This window comes from Eubacterium sp. F2, assembly GCF_046244355.1.
Classification (GTDB): Bacteria; Bacillota; Clostridia; order Peptostreptococcales; family Anaerovoracaceae; genus Aminicella.
Genome location: NZ_CP176393.1, coordinates 291,271 through 315,262 on the forward strand (window position 1 = coordinate 291,271; position 23,992 = coordinate 315,262).

Annotated in this window: 16 protein-coding genes; 4 read left to right on the plus strand and 12 right to left on the minus strand. The window is 51.9% G+C overall.

Annotated elements, in window-relative coordinates; all coding sequences use genetic code 11:
- Nucleotides 1-30 precede the first annotated feature (30 nt).
- The 5 genes from hypF to ACI77B_RS01165 all read right to left on the minus strand — a co-directional run bounded on the left by hypF (nucleotide 31) and on the right by ACI77B_RS01165 (nucleotide 6,519).
- Complete coding sequence (hypF, locus tag ACI77B_RS01145; RefSeq protein WP_409336993.1) at nucleotides 31-2,658, minus strand: carbamoyltransferase HypF; 2,628 nt, start codon at nucleotides 2,656-2,658, stop codon at nucleotides 31-33.
- Between the two features lies 1 nt (nucleotide 2,659).
- Nucleotides 2,660-3,877: a nitrogenase component 1 gene (locus ACI77B_RS01150; protein WP_409336994.1), complete on the minus strand. Its 1,218-nt coding sequence runs from the start codon at nucleotides 3,875-3,877 to the stop codon at nucleotides 2,660-2,662.
- 20 nt (nucleotides 3,878-3,897) lie between these two features.
- On the minus strand, nucleotides 3,898-5,340 hold the full coding sequence (locus ACI77B_RS01155; RefSeq protein ID WP_409336995.1) for a nitrogenase component 1: 1,443 nt from the start codon (nucleotides 5,338-5,340) through the stop codon (nucleotides 3,898-3,900).
- Complete coding sequence (locus tag ACI77B_RS01160; protein ID WP_409336996.1) at nucleotides 5,340-6,125, minus strand: AAA family ATPase; 786 nt, start codon at nucleotides 6,123-6,125, stop codon at nucleotides 5,340-5,342. Before ACI77B_RS01160 ends, ACI77B_RS01155 begins: the two co-directional genes overlap by 1 nt.
- A gap of 139 nt (nucleotides 6,126-6,264) precedes the next feature.
- Complete coding sequence (locus ACI77B_RS01165; RefSeq protein WP_409336997.1) at nucleotides 6,265-6,519, minus strand: TM1266 family iron-only hydrogenase system putative regulator; 255 nt, start codon at nucleotides 6,517-6,519, stop codon at nucleotides 6,265-6,267.
- A 549-nt stretch (nucleotides 6,520-7,068) separates the two neighbouring features.
- Here ACI77B_RS01165 and ACI77B_RS01170 point away from each other — a divergent pair.
- The 3 genes from ACI77B_RS01170 (at nucleotide 7,069) to ACI77B_RS01180 (ending at nucleotide 11,676) form a co-directional block, all read left to right on the plus strand.
- Complete coding sequence (locus tag ACI77B_RS01170) at nucleotides 7,069-8,763, plus strand: M1 family metallopeptidase (protein ID WP_409336998.1); 1,695 nt, start codon at nucleotides 7,069-7,071, stop codon at nucleotides 8,761-8,763.
- 353 nt (nucleotides 8,764-9,116) lie between these two features.
- Complete coding sequence (locus ACI77B_RS01175) at nucleotides 9,117-10,052, plus strand: YitT family protein (protein WP_409336999.1); 936 nt, start codon at nucleotides 9,117-9,119, stop codon at nucleotides 10,050-10,052.
- A gap of 538 nt (nucleotides 10,053-10,590) precedes the next feature.
- Nucleotides 10,591-11,676, plus strand: coding sequence for a M24 family metallopeptidase (locus ACI77B_RS01180; RefSeq protein WP_409337000.1), 1,086 nt, complete (start codon nucleotides 10,591-10,593; stop codon nucleotides 11,674-11,676).
- 350 nt (nucleotides 11,677-12,026) lie between these two features.
- Here the strand turns inward: ACI77B_RS01180 and hydF are convergent, their stop codons facing one another.
- The 4 genes from hydF to ACI77B_RS01200 form a co-directional block, all read right to left on the minus strand.
- On the minus strand, nucleotides 12,027-13,337 hold the full coding sequence (gene hydF, locus ACI77B_RS01185) for a [FeFe] hydrogenase H-cluster maturation GTPase HydF (RefSeq protein ID WP_409337001.1): 1,311 nt from the start codon (nucleotides 13,335-13,337) through the stop codon (nucleotides 12,027-12,029).
- Between the two features lie 175 nt (nucleotides 13,338-13,512).
- The gene (gene hydE, locus ACI77B_RS01190) at nucleotides 13,513-14,550 is read right to left on the minus strand and encodes a [FeFe] hydrogenase H-cluster radical SAM maturase HydE (protein ID WP_409337680.1); all 1,038 of its coding nucleotides are present in this window, start codon (nucleotides 14,548-14,550) and stop codon (nucleotides 13,513-13,515) included.
- A 246-nt stretch (nucleotides 14,551-14,796) separates the two neighbouring features.
- On the minus strand, nucleotides 14,797-16,533 hold the full coding sequence (locus ACI77B_RS01195) for a [FeFe] hydrogenase, group A (RefSeq protein WP_409337002.1): 1,737 nt from the start codon (nucleotides 16,531-16,533) through the stop codon (nucleotides 14,797-14,799).
- Nucleotides 16,527-18,362, minus strand: coding sequence for an NAD(P)-binding protein (locus ACI77B_RS01200; protein WP_409337003.1), 1,836 nt, complete (start codon nucleotides 18,360-18,362; stop codon nucleotides 16,527-16,529). The genes ACI77B_RS01195 and ACI77B_RS01200 overlap by 7 nt, the downstream gene beginning before the upstream one ends.
- A gap of 528 nt (nucleotides 18,363-18,890) precedes the next feature.
- Here ACI77B_RS01200 and ACI77B_RS01205 point away from each other — a divergent pair.
- Nucleotides 18,891-19,715, plus strand: a complete 825-nt coding sequence (locus ACI77B_RS01205; RefSeq protein WP_409337004.1) for a flavin reductase family protein — start codon at nucleotides 18,891-18,893, stop codon at nucleotides 19,713-19,715.
- Nucleotides 19,716-19,792: 77 nt separating this feature from the next.
- On the opposite strand, the gene ACI77B_RS01210 is transcribed toward ACI77B_RS01205, so the two are convergent.
- The 3 genes from ACI77B_RS01210 to ACI77B_RS01220 all read right to left on the minus strand — a co-directional run bounded on the left by ACI77B_RS01210 (nucleotide 19,793) and on the right by ACI77B_RS01220 (nucleotide 23,578).
- On the minus strand, nucleotides 19,793-20,302 hold the full coding sequence (locus ACI77B_RS01210) for a DNA-deoxyinosine glycosylase (RefSeq protein WP_409337005.1): 510 nt from the start codon (nucleotides 20,300-20,302) through the stop codon (nucleotides 19,793-19,795).
- A gap of 296 nt (nucleotides 20,303-20,598) precedes the next feature.
- Nucleotides 20,599-21,624 (minus strand): branched-chain amino acid aminotransferase, encoded by a 1,026-nt coding sequence (locus ACI77B_RS01215; RefSeq protein WP_409337006.1) that lies wholly within the window; start codon nucleotides 21,622-21,624, stop codon nucleotides 20,599-20,601.
- 667 nt (nucleotides 21,625-22,291) lie between these two features.
- Nucleotides 22,292-23,578, minus strand: a complete 1,287-nt coding sequence (locus ACI77B_RS01220; RefSeq protein ID WP_409337007.1) for an O-acetylhomoserine aminocarboxypropyltransferase/cysteine synthase family protein — start codon at nucleotides 23,576-23,578, stop codon at nucleotides 22,292-22,294.
- Nucleotides 23,579-23,992 lie beyond the last annotated feature (414 nt).

Below are 23,992 nucleotides of genomic sequence, written 5' to 3' on the forward strand. Positions count from 1 at the left end.
ACTCCTTCCATTTTTACTGTAACCTTTTCTCTATTTCTTCTCTTTCAGCATCTGCATGCCGTACAGTGCCTGCCCCAGCGCGATCCCACCGTCATTGGCCGGAATCATGCTGTGCGTCAGCACTTGAAAGTGATTTTCCCTGAGTTTTTCTTTTGTCAGGCGGGACAAAAGCAGGTTCTGCAAGACGCCGCCGGTGAGAGCAGCAGTCCCGATACCGCTTATTTCACGGCTCTTCATGCACCCTGCGAGAATCAGCTCCGCGATACTCTGGTGAAATCCCAGCGCAAGATCATCCGGATCCTCCCCGGAAAGTTTCCTCTCCGCAAGCTCCTGGATCAATTCTTCAGCCTGAATCCGGAAGAGCCTTTCCGCCGGGCGCTCTCCTCCGGCCGCCTCATCTTCAGACGCTTCCATCCGAATTTCCGGACGCCAGTCCAGAAGCGGTTCTATACTGCCTGCTGTAATGCTTTCCATATCCCCGCCGGCATCCCTGTCAGAATCAGAGAAAGCAGGCTTCTGCTCCTCCAGCATTCTCTGCGCCGCCCGTTCTGCCGCAAACTGCAGAACCATGGAGGCTTCGCCCTCACAGCTCGCTTCTCTCCGGAAACCCAGAACTGCACTGGCGGCATCAAAGAGCCTTCCCATACTGGTCGACCGGGCAGTATTGATTCCCTTATCGATCATCTGGGAAAGAATGGAAAGTTCGGTCTTTTCTCCAAGACCCAGGGCCATGGAACGCTCCATAAAGTTTCCTTCGTCTGCCTGTTTCAGAAGTGCCGCCGCAATTCTCCAGCCCTGCCGGCTGGCCAGGTCGCCGCCGGCCTGCGGAAAACTCCCGATGCTTCCCAGCCGGGTAAAGCCGGTCCGGTCAGAAAGCAGGAACTCGCCGCCCCAGACGCTTTTATCGGTGCCGTATCCCGTTCCGTCAAAGGACACGCCGATGACCGGGTCCAGATACTGGTTCTCAGCCATGCAGGAAAGGACGTGCGCATAGTGATGCTGGATTTTCACCACCGGAATCTGCTTTTTCTCTGCAAGTTCCTCCGCGGTCATGGAAGACCGGTAGGCGGGATGCAGGTCGCAGACGATCCGATCAGGCTGAATCTGAAGCAGCCGCTCCATCCGCTCTTCCGTCTCTTTCAACGCGTCCACCGTGCGGATGTCGGTAAGATCTCCGACATAGGCGGACGGGTAATACAGACTGCCTTTTGCCAGGCAGAAGGTGTTTTTCAGTTCGCCGCCGATTCCAAGAACCCGGGCGCCGCCGGACTGCTCCGGTCCGCCTTCTGAAGAGGCAGTAACGGATTCATCCTCCTCATCCAGCATCAGGGGAAGCGGGGCAAAGCCTCTGGACCTGCGGATCATGGCCGGTTTTCCGTCCAGCCAGTTCATGACGCTGTCGTCCGCCCTGGTCCTGATGATTCTGTTATTGGAAAGAATGGCATCGCACCATTTTCCGACACTGTTCAGGATGTCTTCATCGGTCCTGCAGATCGGCGCTCCCTTCGGGTTGGCACTGGTCATAATCAGGCAGTCTGTCATATTCTGCACCGGATCATCCGGATCGTCAAATAAAAGAAGCTGAACCGGCGCATAGGGCAGCATGACTCCGATATAAGGATTTTCCGGAGCCGCCAGAGCGGAGACTTCCGCGCCTTCTTCTCTGGATTTCTTTCTGAGAAGGAGAATCGGCTTCTGCGGTCCTTCCATCATCTGCTGCTGACCATCCAGAAGACCGCATTCCCTCTTCACCGCGTCCATGTCCTTCATCATCAGTGCAAAAGGCTTGAAGGGCCTCTGTTTCAGCTTCCTGAGACGTCTGACCGTCTCTTCTTTTTTCGCATCGCAGCAGAGGTGAAAGCCTCCGATGCCTTTGACAGCAAGGATCCCCCCGGCCCGGAGTACATCTCTTGCTCTTCTTAAGGCCAGACGGTCCGTTTCCGGTTTCGGGCGGGGATCGGAAAGGGCTTCCTCTTCACTCCGGTAAACCGTTTTTCCCTCTTCTCCCGGCGATTTCAGAAGATAAAGCCGCGGCCCGCAGTCATTGCAGCAGACCGGCTGAGCGTGGTAGCGGCGGGTCTGAGGGTGCGTATACTCCTTTTCACAGGCTTCGCACATGGGAAATTCTCCCATACTGGTCCTCACCCGGTCATAAGGCATAGAATCCAGAATCGTCAGCCGCGGCCCGCAGGCCGTGCAGTTGATGAAAGGATGCAGATAACGGCGGTCATTGGGATCATACATTTCTTTTTTACATTTTTCGCAGATCGCGATGTCCGGAGAGACAAAAACATTTCCTTCTACTTTCTTGCTCGGAAGGATAAGGAATTTCTCATCTCCCCTGCAGGGTTCCTGTTTCTGCGAGATTTTCAGGATCTGCGACCGCTCCGGCGCGGTTTCTCTCAGAAGGCGCATGAATTCTTCCAGTTTTTCATGTTCCCCTTCAATGTGAATTTCCACAAAAGACCCTTTATTACAGACATCCCCGCAGACCCCGCTTTTATCCGCGATCCGATCCACAAAAGGCCGGAATCCGACGCCCTGCACGATGCCGTACACCAGAACACAGCGCCGCTCCTTATTCAGTTTTTCCGCATTCTGCTGCATGGACCTGTCCTTTCTCCGTTTTCCTCTCGATCCTGTTCCAAAGTCTGACAATCTACTTTTCCACAGCCTCTGCAAGGCCCTTCTTCAGATTTTCCCAGTATGCCTCATCCGAATCTGGCGCGTACATACCTCCGGAAACCGCGTACTGCGGCGCCGGCACATAATCTCCATTCCAGAAGGAAATCGCCCTTTTGAAGATCGGGTCTCCGGCAATCACATCGTAATTTCTTTTCTTAATCAGATCGATCCAGTCATTTTCCGAATCCATCTTCACGTCATTTTCTTCCATGAAGGCCTTATCCATCTGGAAAAACAACGCGCAGTCGATCTGAAGATCTGGCCATTTTTTCCTCATCCATTCCCGGATGCTGCAGGCCATAATCTGCTGATGCACCAGGAGGACGCGTTTCCCGCTGACCTTTTTTCCAGCTTTTTCCTCTTCATCATCCAGGAAAAAACCGGCGTCCATCGGAACGCCCATCTTCTCCAACGCCCTGGCCGCTTCCAGGCCGGACACCGAGCAGACCACATTCCGGACGGCCTTCTGGGCAGAATACAATTCTGCAAGGCCGCTGTCCATACCGTAAGTGACGGGAAGGGTTCCCGGATACCGGTCTGCGACGCGCTCTCTCAGTGCCTGCGCACTGTCCTCTGCCGGAAGATCCAGCGGGGTCGCGCCCCAGATGCCGATGAATCTCTGATCAGATGCCAGTTTTTCCTTTTCGGCCGCCGGCTTTCCGTCAGCCGATTTTCCTCCCTGCGCCTCGAGTTTTGCCGCAAGAGCAGCGGCCGGTGTATCCCGGCCCTTTCTCCGGTCGTCCCGGCAGCGCTTCAGGAGCTTCAGGATCTGCTCATAAGCGAGCTTCTGCCCCTTGTCGTAATCGTCCATGCCAGTGGTTTCAATATACACGGCAGGAATTCCGTACTGCTTCTCCGCGAGACGGCAGACGGCGCCGTAATCCGTGGCAATGACTGACGGAACCGGCGTTCCCACCAGGGCGATAAAGTCCGCATCGACCGTGTCCGCCGCATCCTTCAGCTTGCCCAGCAGCTTGTCGTCTCTTCCCAGAATCGCGTCGATATCACGCAGACCCGCGGAATAGACCGCGCTCTTCTTCGAAAACCACCGGGGCTCGTCAAAGCCGCAGATATTTCCTGTGCAGCCGCCCGCGTCCAGAATGACGATGATTCCGCCCAGTTCAAACAGCACAGAAACCGCGCCGGACTGATCTGGCGAAAACGGTGATAAATACCGGAATAAACCTTTCATATCCGCTCTCCTTTCTGTTCCTATGCCTGCTGATCTTCCGCGGATGCAGCTCTCTTATCTGCGCCCTCGCCGCGCAGGGCGCTTCCGTAAAAGGTCTTTTCGTTTCTTTCCTGAGCATCATGTCCGCCCTCCTGGAGGGCCTGATCCAGCGCGTCCAGAAGGTCAATCACGCCCTTGTGGCCGTAAGGCTGTTTCTCACCGTTCCACTCCACACCTGCCGCGTCCGGGCAGTAGGCCGCCGCGTCTTTACCGATGGCCGCATCGATATTATCCGGTGCCTGGAAATGCACCATGCTCGGGGAAATACCCGTGTAAATCTCCGTGTCCGGAGATTCTTCCGCCAGCTGACGGATGTAGGGAAATTCCGCTTCCGTCAGATTGGAGACAATCATCGGCACTTCCATACCCATGCGGACCAGGGCAGCGGCCAGCTCAAAAGGATTGGCGTTGGCCATTTCACCAACCACAAAGCGTTTTCCCCTGTATTTTTTTGCAAACGCATCTCTGCGCTCCGCCGCCTTTTCATACCAGGCCTGGTCATCCATTTTAATGCCCAGCGCACCGGCAAAGAGCTGATACTGGTGGTGAATCCGGTCCGGGTCATAGAGCCTTGCCAGCTCTACATACGGCATGTTCAGCCGTTTTCTCAGGTCCTCCGCCGCATATCTGGACAAAGGATCAAGAACAAGGTTGAAATTGGCCGCGCCCATCTTCCCGTATTCTTCCAGCGTCTTCATGGCGCTGACCTGGTTGATTTTGTGAATTCCCGCCTTCTCTAAAAGCGGGAAAATCTCGGATTCCGGATCAAGCGGAGAGAAAAATCCCATCAGATTGACCATATCCGGCTGTACTTTTTTCCTCTCAAGGAGCGAGTAAATCGTCTTGCGGATCGCCACCATCGGCGGCCGGACTCCTTCACGTTCCAGAGCATACATGTAGCTCGGAACAACCAGAACGCCGGTTTCTTCCTGTGCCTGCCGGCAGATCCGTTCAAGATCCGTACCCAGAAGTGCGTCCGTGCAGGTGATGCAGATCAGGACGACTTTCGGCTTTGGATCACAGACCTTCAGGATTTCACGGATAGCCTCCGGAATTTTCTTCAGATGGCGTCCCGTGACCAGATCCGTTTCATTCTGAAGAAGATAGAACATCCGCTCCGCGTAACCCTCTGTCTGGCTCAGGATCGTTGAATTTCTGCCGCAGCAGGACGGGGATACCAGAAGCATGACAGATTCCGGGATGACCAGGCCCGCACGCTTGGTTCCGAATCCGATCGCGCCCGGCGAGTTGTATGCCAGTGTCTCCGGACTGCTGTAAATCAGATGACAGTTCGGGATAAAGGCGTCCGGAATATTGTCTTTTCCCCGTTCAGCCAGTTCCCTTGCGGTGATGGAGAAGGGTTTCTGCTCTTTTGCATGGCAGCAGCCAGATGTCCGCGCTGCGCTGTCCGTCAGATTCATCATTAAAACAGTCCTCCCTCTTGCACGTCGGTTTTTGCCGCTTCATCCTTAAGAAGAAGCCGGGCCAGATCCAGGAACTTCTTAGAAATCGGGAGGGTGCGGTCACCCTCGATCACAGTCTTTCCTTCCTCTTCAAAGGTATTGATCTCGTCGCTTCTCGGAATGTCCGCAACGATCGGAAGCTGGTTCTCATCAGCGAATTTCCTGACTTTTGCTTCCTCATCCGGGACATTTCTGCGGTTTAAAATGATGCCGCGGACCTTGGCGTAGCTCCTGTCCTCAAAATTCTTCACGGCCTGGTTGATGTTGTTGGCGGCGTAAAGGGCCATTTTCTCGCCGGAGGTCACGATCAGAATCTCATCCGCATAGCCCTCACGGATCGGCGCCGCAAAACCTCCGCAGACCACGTCGCCCAGAACATCGAACATGACTATATCCGGCTTTTCCTTCTCAAAAAGCTCCAGATCTTCCAGAAGCTTGAAGGTGGAGATAATTCCACGGCCCGCGCATCCAAGACCCGGCGTCGGTCCGCCCGTTTCCAGGCAGCGCACCCCGCCAAAGCCGATTTTCATGATCTGATCCAGGGAAGGATCCTGATCGTAGGCGCGCATGAAATTCATGACCGGCTCCAGAGGCTTTCCCCCGAGCAGGTCGATTGTGGAATCCGCCTTCGGGTCGCAGCCGATCTGAATCACCCGCTTTCCCAGCACAGAAAAAGCCGCCGACAAGTTGCTCGTCATCGTCGACTTACCGATTCCGCCCTTTCCATACACTGCAATTTTCAACATATTCTGATCCTCCCCGTTTTCATTTTATACGGATGGCAGCGCAGAAGACCGGCTTCCCATGCAGCCATCCGCCATCTGTCAGCCGTTCCTCTCTGCTGTATTTCTGCGCGCCATCCGTTTCTTCTGACCTGCTTTCCGCCTATTTCATCTTATTCAGCATCGCCTTGGCACTGACATCCTTAATCTTTCCCAGTTCGCCGGTCAGCGCGTTGATAGCGTCCTGCTCACCGTCAATCAGAAGGGAAATGACGGAAACATTTCTCTCTTTATACGGAATTCCCATTCTGGCAACCACGATATCATTATGATCGTGAATAACCTCATTCACCTGATCCGCACTTGCCAGATCCGATACAACGATTCCTACGATTCCCAGTCTCTTCGTGTCTTCCATTTCTTTTCCTGCCTTTCTGCGCAGTCCTGCGCGTTCTTCAGCCGGCATCAGGCCGTTACCCGGCCCCGCCGGAAAACAAAAGCTCTTTCTGCATGAACTTCGCGGGTTTTCTGTCCCTGCGGTCTGCCGAAAGAGCTGCTTCACATTATTATTCCTGCATGCGCGATCTGCGCTGCACACCTTTCCGCTCAGAAATGCTGCTTTACAGTCAGGCCTTTCATTCATGTGCTTCTATTATACCACGTATTCCCGGCCTGACACAGGGAATTCCCATTCCCGGATGGTGTCAGGAGGCTGCAGGAAATCCCGACCGTTGGCAGGACTTATTGTACATGCTCTAGTACACTTGGTGTATGACTTCAGGTATACTGTATACTTCAATCACTTCGCAACTCTCCTTAACTCCCCGTTTCTTAACATTTCTTATTTCTCCTTATATCTCCTTAAACAGTCTCCCTTTGTCATGAAAATCCGCTATACTTAGTTCATCAGAATACTCGTACTGTCTGCAGCGTGCTTCTCTGCAGCTTTCATGAAAGGAATAGAGGAATGAAAACGATAAATAAACATCACATTCACCGCCTGATCCCGGCGCTGCTTGCCCTTACGCTGTCGGCAGGGCTGATGGCGGCGCCGCTTCCGGCTTTTGCTGCATCTGAAAACTCTGCAGGCTCTGCCCCCGCGCAGGCCACGCAGACGCTGAATGTCGCGGCTGCAGAGAAGAACGGCTCTTCCGCAGGACTTACAGTAAACACGGCTAACCCGGGAAATACCGGAGATTCCGCCGCTTCTGCGAACACAGATCCACAGGTGAAAGCCACGCATTACACCATCGATGCATCCCTGAACACGAAGGCGAAGACTCTCACAGAAACCGTCACCATGCACGTGGTCAATAACAGCAGCGGGACGATTTCCCAGCTCTGCATCGTCAACATCGCGAACGGCTATCTGAAGTTCGACCGGAAGAATTATTCCGCGGACGTGAAGAAGAGTGCGCAGACCACCGTCCAGAGTATTTCCCTTGGCGGGCAGGCTTTGTCGTATAAGAAAGGGAGCGATGCCAGCGACCTCTACGTCGACCTTGGGGACAAAAAGTTATCACAAGGAGATTCCACGGATGTGACGATCCGGGTGAAGACCTCTGTTCCGAAGCGTGAGGACCGCTTCGGCTATACGAATCTGACCGGCGGCAAAACCCTGTATAACCTGTCCTTCTGCTTTCCCTGCCTGAGCGATTATCGCAATGGAAAATGGATTGTTCACCCATACTACGACGATGGGGAAAACCGCAACAGCGCCGTTGCGAATTACGATGTCACTTTCCACGCGCCGGCGGATTACGTTGTCGCTTCCACTGGAAAAAGCAGCACTGAGAATGGCACCACCACGATTCATGCGGAAAACGTCCGCGACATGGCCATCTGTGCCAGCAATGCATATAAAAAACAGAGTTATAATATCAAGGGAATTACAGTAAATAATTACTACTTCCCGAATAAGTACAAGAAAACGAAGTTTATGGCTCTGTACAACAAAGTCTGCAAGATGGTGGCGCAGGACAGCATCGCCCAGTACACGAAAAACATCGGCGCTTATCCCTACGATGAGCTGGATATGGTGGAATGCCTGTTCGGCGTCGGCTTCGGCGGCATGGAGTATCCGGGCCTGATCATGATCAACGGCTCTTCGGAATATCAGGCAAAGAAGCAGAATATGTGCGACTTCTACGCGATTCAGGATGACGTTTCCCACGAAATCGGCCATCAGTGGTTTTACGCAGCTGTCGGAAACGATGAATACAATGAAGCCTGGCTGGATGAGGGTTTTGCAAGCTTCCTGCAGAACGTTACCTACGACATGAGCGGCGCCCCGAGCACAACTTACGTGGATAAACTCGAGCAGAGCCCGGGCCAGACCGCGAAACTCCGCAAGTCCTTTAAGAAAGACACGATTAAGGAAATGAATGCCCAGCTGAAGAAGAAAAAGAAGACCTGCATCAATATTCCGGTAAATAAGTTCCCGAAAGACGAGCCTTCTTCCATGGTTCCCTACGATTACGGCGACAATTTCCTCCGTTATCTCTATGTGACCATGGGTTCGCAGAAGTTCTACAGCGCAATGCAGGAGTACTACAGCACTTACTGCCTGAAGCAGGCCACAACGCAGGATTTCGTCAATATTATCCTGAAATACGACAGCTCCAGCAGAGTAAAATCCGTCATCAGCCTGTTTATCAAGTAAAAGCTGAAGATATATAAAATCGCATAATAACTGATCACGGATATTAAAAATATTAATTTTATACCCCGGCTTTCTCTTTTCCCGCCCTCTGCATTGTTGTATAATTATTAACAGACGAGATTTTATAATGCTGATCAGTGGTATAGGTGTCTTTTCCAGACCCCTATGCCCCGGTTAAAAGGCTGAATATTCTCGCTTGATTATATATACACGTGATGTATGTGCAGAAGCATACTTCCAGCCCGCCGTCTTTGGACACGACCAGAAACAAAATCCGGGAAACAGGCAGGCAGCATCCTTCTGAAAATGCTGAGAGAATCAGATTACAGACAACAGACAATAAGGGGCAGACAATGGGGAATAAAATCCAGACTACACAGTTAGCAAAAAAGGGCAGAATTCTAAAAGAGATCGGGACGATCGCCGTTATCCTCGCAGGAGTTGCGGTTACAACCTTTGCGACGATCGCTTTTGCGCTCCCCTATCATATTCTCATCGGCGGATCGACGGGACTCGGAGTGATTACCAATCACTTTCTTCCACAGATTCCACTTTCCGCCCTGGTTTTGTTTTTTAATGTCGTGCTTCTTCTTGCAGCTCGTTTTTGTCTGGGGAGAAGGTATGCCGCCTCGATCGTGCTGGGAAGTCTGAGTTATCCTATGTTCCTGGCGCTGTTCACGCGCATGGGCTTTAAAAATGCCCATCTGGTGCAGGATCCCCTGATTGCGGCGATCGCAAGCGGAGCGCTGATGGGCATCGGTCTGGGCATCATTCTGCGCGCGGGCCGGAGCATGGGCGGAAGCGACGTTCTGCCGCTGATTCTGCATAAAAAAATCGGAACCAAAATCGGTCCGGTTATGTATATTCAGGACTCAATCATTCTGCTGCTGCAGTTCTTCAACGCCAGTGTAACAGACCTGATTCTGGCGATTCTCATGGTCTTCATCTATTCAATGGTTTCCCAGAAAATCATTCTCATGGGCAGCGGACTCGTCCAGTTTCAGATCTATTCCTCGAAAACGGAAGAGGTTCTGGACGAACTGCTCAATCTCGGCGTCGGCGCAACTCTGCTGCACGGCCGGTCCGGCATGCTGAAGCATGACATGGAGATGATCAGCAGTGTCACCACCCTGCAGAACATGAACCGGGTGAAGAAGATGATTCTGGACATCGACCCGACGGCCTTCGTTACCATCAGCATGGTGCAGGAGGTCAATGGCAGAGGTTTCACGATCGTCGACGAGAACAAGGAGAAATTCCAGCGGGCGCGGCAGGAAGGCAGGCTCTAAAGGCAGCAGATAACGGGGTTCCGGATGAATGCCATGTAAAACTGGCGGAATACGGATATTTCACAACGTGGAAGGTGTACGACAGCCGTAATACTGCCGGGGGGACATCTCATAGAACAGTTGCTGGCTGCCAGTGATAATTCTGCCGGGTCTGCCGGGGCGTGAAGTCCAAGTATACTGCGTACAGTATGCTTGCGCAGAGCCAACGGATAGCATCGATAAATTATTGACAGAAAATACTTAAATCGATATAATTTTCTAATAGAATAAGGTATAAACCAGAGTTCAGCAACTGCAGCATCTGATACTGCGGACCTGTACATGCGCGGCAGACTGCATACCAGCGGATCACCGGGCGGCAGTACCAAGACTGCAGTGTTCGCGGACTGAATCATCCGAAACCTGCAGTTCTGCGCTTCTCTGGTCTGAAGAAGTATTGCATCTGAATTCATGCAAGGCGGCAGAACGCCACTCCCCGGAAATTAAGAACCGGGAGCCGCTCCGCTGCCAGTCTTTTACTGCAAAGGAGGAAATTACCATGCAGACGAATGAAACCAAAGTCTTCGATTATATGAAGGAGAACAACCTCGACGCCTTCTTTATCTCCAGCCCGACAAACATCCGCTACATCAGCGGTTTTACAGCAAGTGACGGCGCACAGTGGCTCCTGTTCACCAAGGGCGGAAAGCAGTTCTTCATCACAGACCTGCGTTACACGGAAGATGCCGCTCTGGAATGCCCGGACTATGAAGTCGTGATCTGGCGCCTCCCGGGAAAGACTGTTGCAGACTCCGTTCAGGAACTTCTGACAAAAACAGACTGCAAGAACGTAGCCTTTGAAGGTGATGATTTCTCCTACGATTTCTTCATGGACTTCAATAAAATCGTCGAAGCAGATAAAATCCCGACCTTCAACGTGATTTCCGACCTGAGAATGATCAAAAATGAAGAAGAAATTGCATACCAGCGTCAGGCCTGTGAAATCTCCTGCCGTGCGCTGGAAGATCTCCTCCCGGAAATCCAGCCTGGTGTTACGGAAAAAGAGCTTGCCGCAAAGCTTTCCCTGTACATGGTTATGAATGGCGCAGACACCATGCCTTACGGAAACATCCTGATTTCCGGAGCACGCACTTCCCTGCTTCACGGTGTTCCGTCCGAGAAAGCCGTTGCCTACGGTGACTTCGTCCTGATGGATTTTGGCTGCCAGGTTCATGGCTACATGTCCGACATGACTCGTACCGTAGTCGTTGGAAAAGCAACGGCCGAGCAGAAAGAAGTCTATAATACGGTTCAGAAAATGTTCGACGAGTGCAATAAGATCACCAAAGCCGGTACCATGGGCTGCGACATCTATAATGCACAGATGAAGGTCCTGGAAGGCACAAAATACAAGGGCTACGAGTATAACAACATCGGCCACGGAATCGGACTTTTCGTACACGAAGGACCGTTCAACTCCATTACCGACAAGACTCCTTTCCCTGTCGGCAATGTCCGTACAATTGAGCCGGGTCTCTACATTCCAGGCTGGGGCGGCGTCCGCATCGAAGATCAGATCCTGATCACCGAAGACGGCTTCGAAAACATGACCGACGATTTCACCCGCGACCTGATCGAACTGTAAATCGAACGGTAAAAATTTACATATGACGGCCGGATTTCCGACTTTTTAAGCGTTTAATGTCGGAAATCCGTGCAATTTTTTACCCACATCTCTGCAGCAAAGCGAAAATGTGCATACAGCATACCGCAACTAACCTTCCGCTGTTCAGCCTTCACGCAGTTTATTATGAATACGCGTTCGGCTTTCAACGGCACCTATATATACGACACGTGGCTTACCGGTCGAACGCTGCCTGCGGCTCATTCACCCGGGCCACGTCAGCATCAGGATTTCCCGCTGCTCTCACTCACTTATGTTCGTGAATCGCAGGGGCAAGTTCCCCTTGTAACGGGAGTCATCCGCGCTTCATTTTAAACTCGCGCGGATGAGGGCAGCGCCATTACCGGCCTAAGTGCGCGGTCGAGTATCCCGTTCATTTCTGCGAGGGCGACGCCGTAGTTGGTGATCGGAACGCCCTGTTCGTCGGCATGACGGACGCGGTACTGCATTTCTTTGTCGTTGAGCATGCAGCCGCCGCAGTGGATAATGAGATCGTACTGGGTCAGGTCTTCTGGATAGCCCTTGCCGGAACTGGTTTCGAAGGTAAATGGCTTTTTGACGTACTGTTTTAAGAGGGCCGGAATTTTTTCTGTACCGATATCTCCGCACTGGCGGTGGTGAGTGCAGCCTTCGGAAATCAGGACTTTTGCGTTGGCCGGCAGCTCTTTCAGGCGCTGAATTCCGGCGAGCTGCCTCTTCAGCGTCCCTTTATAGCGGGCGAACAGGATGGAAAATGAAGTCATCGGAATGTCGTCCGGAACGATGGCGTCAACCTGTTTGAAGGCCTGCGAGTCTGTGATTACAAGGCGCGGCGGCTGTCTCAGGGAATCCAGTGTTTCTTTCAGCCGGTCGTTTCCGGTTACCATAACGGAAGCGCCCAGATCCAGGCCGGCGCGCACCATCTGCTGCTCCGGCAGGATCAGACGCCCCTTTGGGGCGGCTTTGTCGATCGGGATGACCAGGATGATTGTGTCGCCGCGTGTAACCAGGCCGTCCAGCAGGCCTGCGATTTCCGCAGAACCTTTTTTCATATGCCCCATGGCTTCCTTCAGCTGGGTAATATTTGCTTTTTCCTGCGCGCTGACATAGATCGCGCGGACTGGAGGAATATCCTGTTTATTCTTGTATTCTGTATACGCGGATGCACTTCCTGCTGCCGAAGGCGACTGCCCTGCTGCCGGAGGCCAGTCAAAGGCTCCCCTTGCCAGTTTTTCTTTGCCGTCTGGAAGGAGGTCGGCCTTATTCAGGACCAGAAGACAAGGGACTTTGTTCTCGCGGAATTCGGCGAGCAGCTGATAGTCGGCGTCCTGCAGGCCTTCTGTGCTGTCGGCGACCAGGACGGCGATGTCGGTTTCGCGGATGACCTGGCGGGTTTTCTGCACGCGCTTCTGGCCGAGCATGCCTTCGTCGTCGAATCCCGGGGTGTCGATGATCAGCACTGGTCCGAGAGGAAGAAGCTCCATGGATTTTCTGACCGGGTCGGTCGTTGTGCCTTTTACATCGGACACGACGGCCAGTTCCTGATTGGTTACGGCGTTTACTACACTTGATTTTCCAACATTTCTTCGTCCGAAGAAGCCGATATGCACGCGTTCTGCGGACTGCGTTTCATTTAATCCCATTTTCTAATCCCCTTTTCAAATATTTTGTTTATTCTGCGCCGGGCGCTGCGGATGCTAATCTGGCACTGCTTCTGCACGTCTATGCCCGATATGGACCAGACGTTTTCGACTCCAGCCCTGCTGCCGGGTCTCATGGGAAGTATGCCAGAAGGCCCCGCAGGGCCGGCGGATCCGTCTATTTCCGGTAATCCCCGCGGTCAACGACCATCTGGTAGCCGATGGAGCGCATCCGCAGATCCATACAGCTCCTGCACTGCACCGCATCGTCGTCCATACAGATTTTATCGTTGTAGAGCTCGTACTGCCGGCGCGTTTTTCCCGGCGACAGGTTCGGCATGACGACATTGGCCCCCGCCAGCACGCCCTTCTCACGCCCCAGCGGGTCGATGGTCCCCAGCGCTGTTGTGGACGGAAGCAGCACATGCGGGTGAATCAGGCGGATGATGGAAAGCAGATATAATGTCTGTTCCAGCGTCCCTGCCTTCTGCTCTCTGAACGGTGTGTCACGGTGCGGGATGAATGGTCCGATTCCGCACATTTCCGGTTTAAAGTCTCCGATGAACAAAAGGTCCTCGGCAAGGTCTTCACTGGTCTGATAGGGTGATCCCACCATCATGCCGGCGCCCACGTCGTATCCGATGTCCCGGAGTTCCTGCAGGCAGTTCATCCTGTGCTTCCAGCTCATTTCCGCAGGATGAAGTTTTCTGTAATGCGCTTCATCTGCGGTCTCATGACGAAGAAGATAACGGTCAGCGCCTGCGTCAAACAGATACTGATAGCTTTCTCTGCTTCTTTCTCCGACGGACAGGGTGATGGCGCAGTCTGGATAGCTGTTATGGATTTTCGAGACCAGATTTCCCAGGACTTCGTCGGTGTAGCGGCCGTCTTCTCCGCTTTGCAGGACATAGGTCCGGTAACCGGATTCGTAGCCGATTTTACAGCATTCCATGATCTGCTCGTCGCTGAGGCGGTAACGCTTTACTTTCTCATTATCTTTTCTGATTCCACAGTAGTAACAGTCATTTTTACAGACGTTGCTGAACTCAATGATGCCGCGGACGAAGACGTCTTTTCCGTAAATTTCTTCCCGGACGCGGCGGGCTTTTTCTGCAAGCAGGGTCTCTGCCGCATCGCTCATGTGATCGAGCATATAGATATATTCATTTTTCTGAAGCGCGTGTTCGTTTTCCAGTTTTCCGATAAGCTCCAGAATGCGGCGGTCCGTTTTCTGAAGCTTCTCACTGGCCTCTTGCGCAGTTAATTTTTGTCCGATCAAACGTATGCTCCTTCTTTTCTGATTCTGTCTACAGCAAGGGCCGGCGCAAAAGGTGACGCCGGCCCGGATTACTAAGCTGTCAGTCTTTAACGTGTATACATCTAGTATACACCTCGCTGGCTTATTCTACTCGATATTCATAAATTTTCACGCTGACCGGAGCAGATTCCTGCGCCGCAGCTGCTACTCGTTTGGCATCTGCCATGCATGCTGATCGGTATGAAGCAGTTTCTCTGCCTTCGGAGAAAGCGGCGTCTTCAAGAAGTTCTCGTAGCAGTGGATGATTGCCGGGTTCTCGTGGGAGAAGCGGAGCTGATCGTGACGGTCCAGTCTGTAGAGGACGTCTGCACGGTCTTCGGCCTTCTCCACGCCGTCGTGAATCGGCTGTCCGCCGCCGCCGGAACATCCGCCCGGACAGGCCATGACTTCAACGAAATCATAATGAACGGAACCATTGTCCAGCGCATCCAGCAGGCGTGATGCGTTGCCGAGTCCGCTGACTACAGCCACGCTCAGTTCATTTCCGCCGAGATTGAACCGGGCTTCCTTCCAGCCTTTCATGCCGCGGACATCGCGGAAGGCATCCGGCTTCGGGTTCTTTCCGTAAACCATGTAGTACGCACTTCTGAGAGCGGCTTCCATAACGCCTCCGGTCGCGCCGAAGATGACGCCGGCGCCGCTTCCGATGCCGAGCGGCTGGTCAAGTTCACGCTCTTCCAGAGTTCTCGGGTCGATGTGGGTTCCTCTGATCAGGCGGACGACTTCTCTGGTGGTCAGTGCCAGGTCGACATCCTGTCCGTGTCCCGCATCGTTCATGTTCGGAAGCGCACACTCGTGCTTCTTTGCGATGCAAGGCATGATGGAAACGGAGAAGATCTTATCCGGATCTACACCGATCTGCTCCGCCAGATAAGTTTTTGCGATGGCGCCGAACATCTGCTGCGGGGACTTGGATGTGGATACCTGATCCACGAACTGCGGGTAGTGCGCCTTACAGAAACGTACCCATCCCGGACAGCAGCTGGTGAACATCGGGAATTTGGCTTTCTTCGGGTTCTTGACCTTCTCAAGGAATTCGCTTGCCTCTTCCATAATGGTCAGGTCTGCGGAAAAGTCGGTATCGTAGATATAGTCGAATCCAACCTGATGCAGGGCCTGCACCAGCCTCTTCACGCTTGCAAATTCCGGATCCAGTCCGAATTCCTCGCCCCACGCCGCGCGGACGGACGGCGCAATCTGAACGACGGTAACCTTCTCCGGATCATCGAGGGCATCCAGCATTTTCTGTGTATCGTCTCTTTCATGAAGAGCATTGACCGGACAGTGGGTGATGCACTGGCCGCAGAGCGCACAGTCAGAATGTTCCAGATCCAGTGTGTCCAGTGTATCTACCGTGATGTCGTAGCCCAGGCTGACAACGTCCCAGATGTGTGAATTCTGCACCTTGTCGCAGATCTGCACGCAGCGCATGCACTTGATGCACTTGCTGAAGTCATGGATCAGCGGGAAGTCGGACTTTCTGTTGCGGAAACGGTAGTCGATCTTCTTCTTGAACGGGAGCTCGCTGATATTCAGATCTGAAGCAACGTCCTGCAGTTTGCAGTTGTTGTTTCTGGCGCAGATCGCGCAGTTCATGTGATGCTCGCTGATGATCAGCTCCACGTTCTTTTTGCGGGCTTCCCGGGCTCTCTTGCTGTGTGTCCAGATGACCATACCGTCTTCTACGACATTGTTGCAGGCGGTGAACAGTCTTCTGTGCCCCTCTACTTCAACCACGCAGACGCGGCAGGCGCCGATTTCATTGATATCCTTTAAGAAACAGAGCGTCGGGATATGGATGCCGGCCTTTGTTGCCGCTTCCAGGATTGTCGTGCCGTTCGGTACAGTTACCGGACGCTCATCGATCATAACCTTTACCATTTTTCTTCTCTGCCTCCCTTGAATATTCCATAGCCGAAGTGGTCACATCTCAGGCATCGGGATGCCTCCTGCTTCGCCTCTTCATCACTCATACAGATTTCCATGATATCGAAATCCTTAATTCTCTCACGTGGATCTCTCATCTTCATGTTTACTCTTCCGCAGGCTTCTGTATCGTCCAGGCGGACCGGCGGAATTTCCACATCCGATGTGATCTGGTGATCAAAACCGAGATAATCGTCGATGTTGGCCGCGGCAACTTTTCCTGCCGCAATTGCGCGGATTACTGTAGCCGGTCCGGTTACGCAGTCGCCGCCGGCAAAAATACCGTCCTGATCCTTTACACCGCCCCAGTCGAAGGCATCAATGGTTCCGCGGTGAACGTGCACACCGGCTTCTTCTGCGAATACTGTGTAGTCAATTCCCTGTCCGATGGCTTCAATCAGGATGTCGCACGGAATTTTCTCTTCTCCAGCTTCCGCATTTCTCGGGCTCGGGCGTCCGCCCTTCACTTCGCCGACGATCTGCGGCTGAACGATCAGTGCAGCCAGATTTCCGTTTTCATCTTTCTCGATTCTTTTTGGCGAATTCAGCTCCATAATCTCACAGCCGTCGCCGATTGCGCCCTCAACTTCCTCTTTCAGTGCGGTCATATCCGCCTGTCTTCTGCGGTATACGATCTTGACGGACTTCGCGTGGAGACGGATTGCCGAGCGTGCTGCGTCCATCGCAACGTTTCCTCCGCCGACGACCACGACGTTCTTTCCGGTGTAATCCGGCATCTTGCCGTCGCCGATTCCGCGGAGCATGTCAACCGCCAGAACAACACCTTTCGCATCCTCGCCTTCGATTCCGATGGTTCTTCCGACATGAGCGCCGATGCAGATGTACATGGCGTCACAGCTCTTTCTCAGAGTATTGACATCGATATCCTTGCCGATTCTGACATTTTTCTTTACATGAATGCCGGCTTTCAGAATGCCGTCAATCTCATGATCCAGAATATCCTTTGGCAGACGATAGCTCGGAATACCATAGCGGAGCATGCCGCCGAGATGCTTTCTCTGCTCGTAAACGGTCACATCATGACCCATTCTTGCCAGATAATATGCGGCGGACAGACCTCCCGGACCTCCTCCGATAATGGCAACTTTCTTTCCGGTCGGCGGCGCACACTTCGGTGCAGGAATCTCTCCCTCATGCTCGACCGCGTAGAGCTTCAGGCCTCTGATATTAATTGCGTCATCCACCAGCGTCCTTCTGCAGCGCGCCTCACACGGATGCTCGCAGATCATGCCGCAGACTGCAGGAAGCGGATTGTCCTTGCGGATCAGCTCGACCGCGTCTGTGTATCTTCCCTCTCTGATCAGGCCGATATAGCCCGGGATGTCGACATGCGCAGGACACAGTTCCACGCACGGAACCGACTTCACCTGGGTCAGCGAACATCTGCCGTGCTTGATGTGCTCCTCATAATCATCGCGGAATCCCTTCAATCCCTTGAGAACCATCCTCGCCGCTTCCACTCCGATCGCGCAGTCAGCAGAGTCAAAAATTCCCTGTGCTGTGGTTTCAATTGTATCCAGATCGGAGAGTTCTCCGCATCCGTTCAGCACCTTCTGAATCAGCTCTTCCAGACGCATCAGCCCGACACGGCAAGGCACGCACTTTCCGCATGACTGCGACCGGCAGATGTGCAGGAAGGCCACCGACAGATTGACCGGACAGATTCCCGGCTGGCTGGCGGTGATTCTGCGCTCGATATCCTTGTACAAGCCCTCTACCGTTTTCTGGGCGGTGCTCTCAGTCACCATTGTTAATCTGCTCATACTTCAAACCCTTCTTTTACTCAGTTTCTTCATCAACAGAAGTCCCGATTCATCTTTCTACAGTCCGTTCAGACAAAATCTTCCCGGCAAGAGGCCTTCCTGCCTGAGCCGCCGTGAAAAAACAATCGGTAAACAATTCCGACATCGTATTTTAATCTATATCGGAGATACTGTTTCATTTACTATATCTATCATTGTATCATCGACAATACATTTTTCAACCCTTCTTGTATCTTTTCAACAAAAATACTGCATACAATCTGTCTTTTCGCCGTAATCGCATGCATTTTTACAGCATATTGATAGGTAATTTCATATTTGAATGTCCGATATTGAAGATTTATGATAAAATATTATCCATTAATAAAAGAAGAATTTACAACAATGATTGTCAATTAACAAACAAAGCGTCTTCTCCAATATTATTTTAATCAGAATTAAATAACCCAGCTGCAACAGGGTGCTGCGTAGATTTACACGGACCTTCCAGCTGCAGCGGTACAAATACCGACACAGAAAGAGAAAAACATGAATAAAGCAGAAGTCAGCAGACAGAATCAGAATCACAATCATAAGCATCAGCACCGGCCGCACAACAAGGTCCCGTTTGCCAAACCGGGCAACCAGCTTTATCCGATTCCGGCCGTCATGGTCAGCACTTTGAATCCGGACACCGGAAAGCCGAACATCTTCACCGTCGCATGGACCGGCACCATCTGCTCCGATCCGCCGATGGTCTCTATTTCCGTCCGCCGCGAACGCTATTCCTTCGGCATTATCGAGAAAACCGGCGAGTTCGTCATCAATCTGACCACAGAAGCCCTTGCCTCCGCGGCAGATTTCTGCGGCGTCCGTTCCGGCCGCGACATCGATAAATTCGAGGCCCTCGGACTCACCCCGGGAAAGAGCTGCAAGATCAAGGCCCCGACCGTTGACGAGTCTCCGGTCAGCATCGAATGCCGCGTTACCCAGTCCATCGACCTGGGCAGCCACGTCATGTTCCTTGCCGAAGTCGTCTGCGTTCAGGCCGATGAAGCATATATGGATGAAAACAATACCTTCCACCTCGAGTATTCCCGCCCGATCGCCTATTCCCACGGTACCTACTACACGTTAGGCCGCCCGCTCGGTCAATTCGGTTTTTCCGTCATGAAAGACCGGACAAAAAAGAAAAAGCGCAGGGAAAAAGCCGCGAAGATAAACCACACAAAGTCTGCGATGAAGACAAAACATAAGACATCAGCTGCGAAATCACACATCAGAAAGCATGCGCAGGACCAGAAGCGCGAAGAAGCTCATTCCATTCAGAGCAGCAGAAAACACAGGGAACATTCTTCTCGCAAAAAGAAATAACAGCAGTCGGGAAAAGGAAAGGATTTGACCGTCATTTTCTTTTCGCCTGCTCAAGTTGATTTTCATATTTCATTTTCTTAAATTGAAACCCACTCGGGCTTAATCCACTTTCCCCACTCAGCGATCAGCTTGTCCAGTGTCCAGGCTGCGTTGGCCGGGCTCGTGGACGGAAGGTCATGAGACGGGATCCCGGTTTCCGGCAGGATGTACTTCTTATACATCTGACCGGCCTTCCGGCCATTGGTGAAAATTCTGCTGCCGATTTCCGAACCGTTCAGGATTGGCCGGATGTCTGCAGGAATCACATCCCGGATGGAACTGTCTGAGGAACCTTTTATCGTGCAGGATTCGATCGCATCGTAAACGGCAATGTGATGAGCGTGAAGAAAGGCCTTCTTTTCCTCTACACCAGCCGGCACTTCTGCCCCTGCCAGCGCCGCCAGCACTTTCCAGAAGCGGTTCTGCGGGTGGCCGTAATAGAAGGCCTGCTCTCTGGATTTTACAGAAGGAAAACTTCCTAAAATCAGTATTTTTGAATGCTCATCGTATTCAGGACCAAATCCATGGTCTGCGCTTTCCCAATCCATAATTCCTCCCTGTTTTCAATCATTCATAGATACCAATATAATGTAGCACGATCTGTTTTCCACTGTATCGGAAATATGCATCCCGGACTCCATTCTGTAATCTGCCTGATGTCCTGTCAGAACTGTATCACAGCGAAAGGAGCAGCTGCATCAGATATAACAGACCCCACCACCCTGGTAAATCAGAAGCAGTCAGCCTCCCATTAGCGGAAGTCCGGCAAAAGAAAACGGCACAGCTGAATGGCCGTGCCGCGTATATGTTCTGTTCAAACGTTTGCCAAAACGAGAGAAGAAGATTACTTGATCTCGACGATCCAGCCTTCCGGTGCCTCGATCTCGCACATCTGAATTCCTGTCAGTGTATCTCTCAGCTTCTTCAGAACTGGTCCGCACTTCTCCATGCCTGTCGGAACCTTGATGACATCTCCGTGATCGTTGATCTCTCCAACCGGAGCGATTACTGCAGCTGTTCCGCAGACACCGATCTCGTCCATTTCCTTCAGTTCTGTGAACGGAATGACTCTTTCTTCAACTTCCATGCCCAGGTAGTCCTTTGCAACGACTTCCAGGGAACGACGTGTAACGGATGGCAGAATTGTATTTGACTTCGGTGTGATGAACTTGTTGCCCTTGATGCAGATGATGTTGGCTCCGCCTGTCTCCTCGAGGTTTGTTCTGGTCTTGGAATCCAGGTAGAAGTTCTCGTTGAATCCCTGTCTGTGTGCCTCATCAATTGCGCGCAGGGACATTGCATAGTTCAGACCTGCCTTGATGTCTCCTGTTCCTACCGGCGCTGCTCTGTCGTAGTCAGAAACCTTAACTCTGATCGGCTTAACAGCTCCGCCCGGGAAGTATGGTCCTACCGGAGTAGCAAACATACGGAACTGATAGGACGGTGCCGGTGCTACGCCGATGACCGGTCCGATTCCGAACAGGAACGGTCTCAGATAAAGTGTTGCTCCGGAGCCAAATGGCGGAACCCATGCTTCGTTGGCCTTAACAACCTTCTTTACTGCGTCTACAAATCTTTCCTTCGGGAATACCGGCATAACCAGGCGCTTTGCGGATCTCTCGATACGCTCGCCGTTCAAGTCAGGACGGAAAGTAACGATTCTGCCGTCTTTTGTTGTATATGCCTTCAGGCCTTCGAATACAGCCTGTGCATACTGCAGGACGCCTGCGCACTCGCTCATTGTTACGGTCGGCTCTGTGGACAGCTCTCCGTCATCCCAGCTTCCGTTTTCCCAGTTAGCTACATAACGATAATCAGTCGGCTGATAGGAAAATGTAAGTTTTCCCCAGTCAAGATTTTTCTTCTCCATGGTTTTTCTCCTTTCGACAAATACCAATCCATACCCGTTTTGTGCAAACAGATAAATTTCTGCAACAATAGTTATACACCACATCCAAAAAATTATCAAGTTAACGGGTATGAGTTCTTCAAAAAGAACATAATCTATGATATAGTTTACCATTGTGGTCAGACAATTTCAAGTTTCGCAAATCTTTATTCATTATCACCACAATTATTTCACATGTATCCTTGCAGTTTTTGTGATATTTAAACAAATATTATCATTTCTTTTTGCTGTTTCCGGGTCAGCCGAAATTCCGAAGGACCAGGCCCGATTCGCTTCTACGCCCAAGAAAGTATACAGTATACTTATATTTCAATGCTGTGCCCGCCCCTCTCAACGGCCTGTTTCCGTTTCCATCCAGAACATGCGCCGAAAACAAAAGACAGCCGGCACAAGTCATTTTCATAACTTTGTGGGGCTGTCTCTGTTATACACATACACATTTTCCCGGCGGCAGTTTCTGCTGCCGGCTTTTTACAGATTTACGGTTTTACTGGCTTGCTTTTCTGCACATCTGCAGATACCAGTTACAGGTTTTCTTATTCTGCACATTTTGCAGAGATAAAGGAGTTTTCTTGCTGAAGCGCTGCGGAAATGGGCTGCCGCAGCGCGGGTATTTTTTGTCGTAAAATTACTTTCCGACTGCCTGGAATGCCTGATCCAGATCCCAGATGATGTCCTCAGCGTCTTCTGTTCCGATGGACAGACGGATTGTATTCTGGTGAATTCCTGCTGCTTCAAGTTCCTGCTCATTCAGCTCGGCATGTGTTGTTGTAGCCGGGTGAATGACGAGGGACTTCACGTCTGCAACGTTAGCCAGCAGGGAGAAGATCTTCAAGTGGTCGATGAACTCGAAGGCTTCCTTCTGTCCGCCCTTGATGTTAAATGTGAAGATGGAAGCTCCGCCGTTCGGGAAGTACTTCTCATACAGGGCGTGATCCGGATGATCCGGCAGGGACGGATGGTTGATGGACTCAACCAGCGGCTGTGTCTTCAGGTATTCGATAACCTTCTTTGTATTCTCAATGTGACGATCCAGTCTCAGGGACAGTGTCTCCAGGCCCTGCAGCAGGAGGAAGGCATTGAACGGAGAAAGTGTAGCACCTGTATCTCTGAGCAGGATTGCTCTTACATATGTCGCAACAGTTCCCGGAACGTCTGCGAACTTGACACCATGGTAGCTTGCGTTCGGCTCTGTGAACTGCGGATACTTATCGGACTTATTCCAGTCGAATGTGTCTCCGTCTACAATGATGCCGCCCAGTGTTGTTCCGTGGCCGCCGATGAACTTGGTTGCAGAATGTACGACTACGTCTGCGCCGTGCTCCAGCGGACGGAAGAGGTACGGTGTTCCGAATGTGTTATCTACGACAACCGGAATGCCGTGCTTGTGAGCGATTTCAGCAATTGCGTCGATGTCCGGAATATCAGAGTTCGGGTTGCCCAGAGTCTCCAGGTAAACAACCTTTGTGTTCTCCTTGATTGCTCCTTCAACTTCCTTCAGGTCATGCGCATTTACGAATGTTGTATCGATTCCGTATGGACGGAGTGTGTGCTCCAGCAGGTTGGAACTTCCGCCGTAGATGGTCTTCTGTGCGACAACATGATCGCCGCCTGCTGCAAGCGCCAGGATTGCATATGTTACAGCTGCAGCTCCAGAAGCCAGCGCCAGTCCGGCAACTCCGCCTTCCAGTGCGGCAACTCTCTTCTCCAGAACATCCTGTGTGGAGTTGGTCAGTCTTCCGTAAATGTTTCCGGCGTCTCTCAGTCCAAAACGGTCAGCTGCATGCTCGCAGTTATGGAATACATATGATGTCGTCTGATAAATTGGAACCGCGCGGGAATCCGTAACCGGATCGGCCTCTTCCTGTCCTACGTGAAGCTGAAGTGTATTGAATCCAAATTTATGCTCTGCCATTTTATTTCCTCTTTCTGCAGTTTCGGGCACTGCCAACCTCTTTATTATTCTATCTGATTTATATTTATGGGTTTGATAATTTCTGTTCGAATGCTTTATACTTATTTATATCGATGTTTCCGGCTGCTGTCCGCGGCTGCTTCTCCGGGGCCGGAAAACAATCTGTTTCCGATGTTATAACATTCGCCCGAATCTGTAGTTCCTGCGAACCAGCTCTTCAAATATGATACCCAAGTTTTTCTCCTTTCACCCGGCACCATGCTTCTGCTGTTCCGTGGTTCCTATTAACTCTATTAACATACTGATTTAATGTGATTTAACTTATGCACTTACTATACCCTTTTTCTTCATCCCTGTCAACAACTTTTCCCCTCTTTTTTGTATGTATACAAATAAATCTTCTAAACCGGGGGT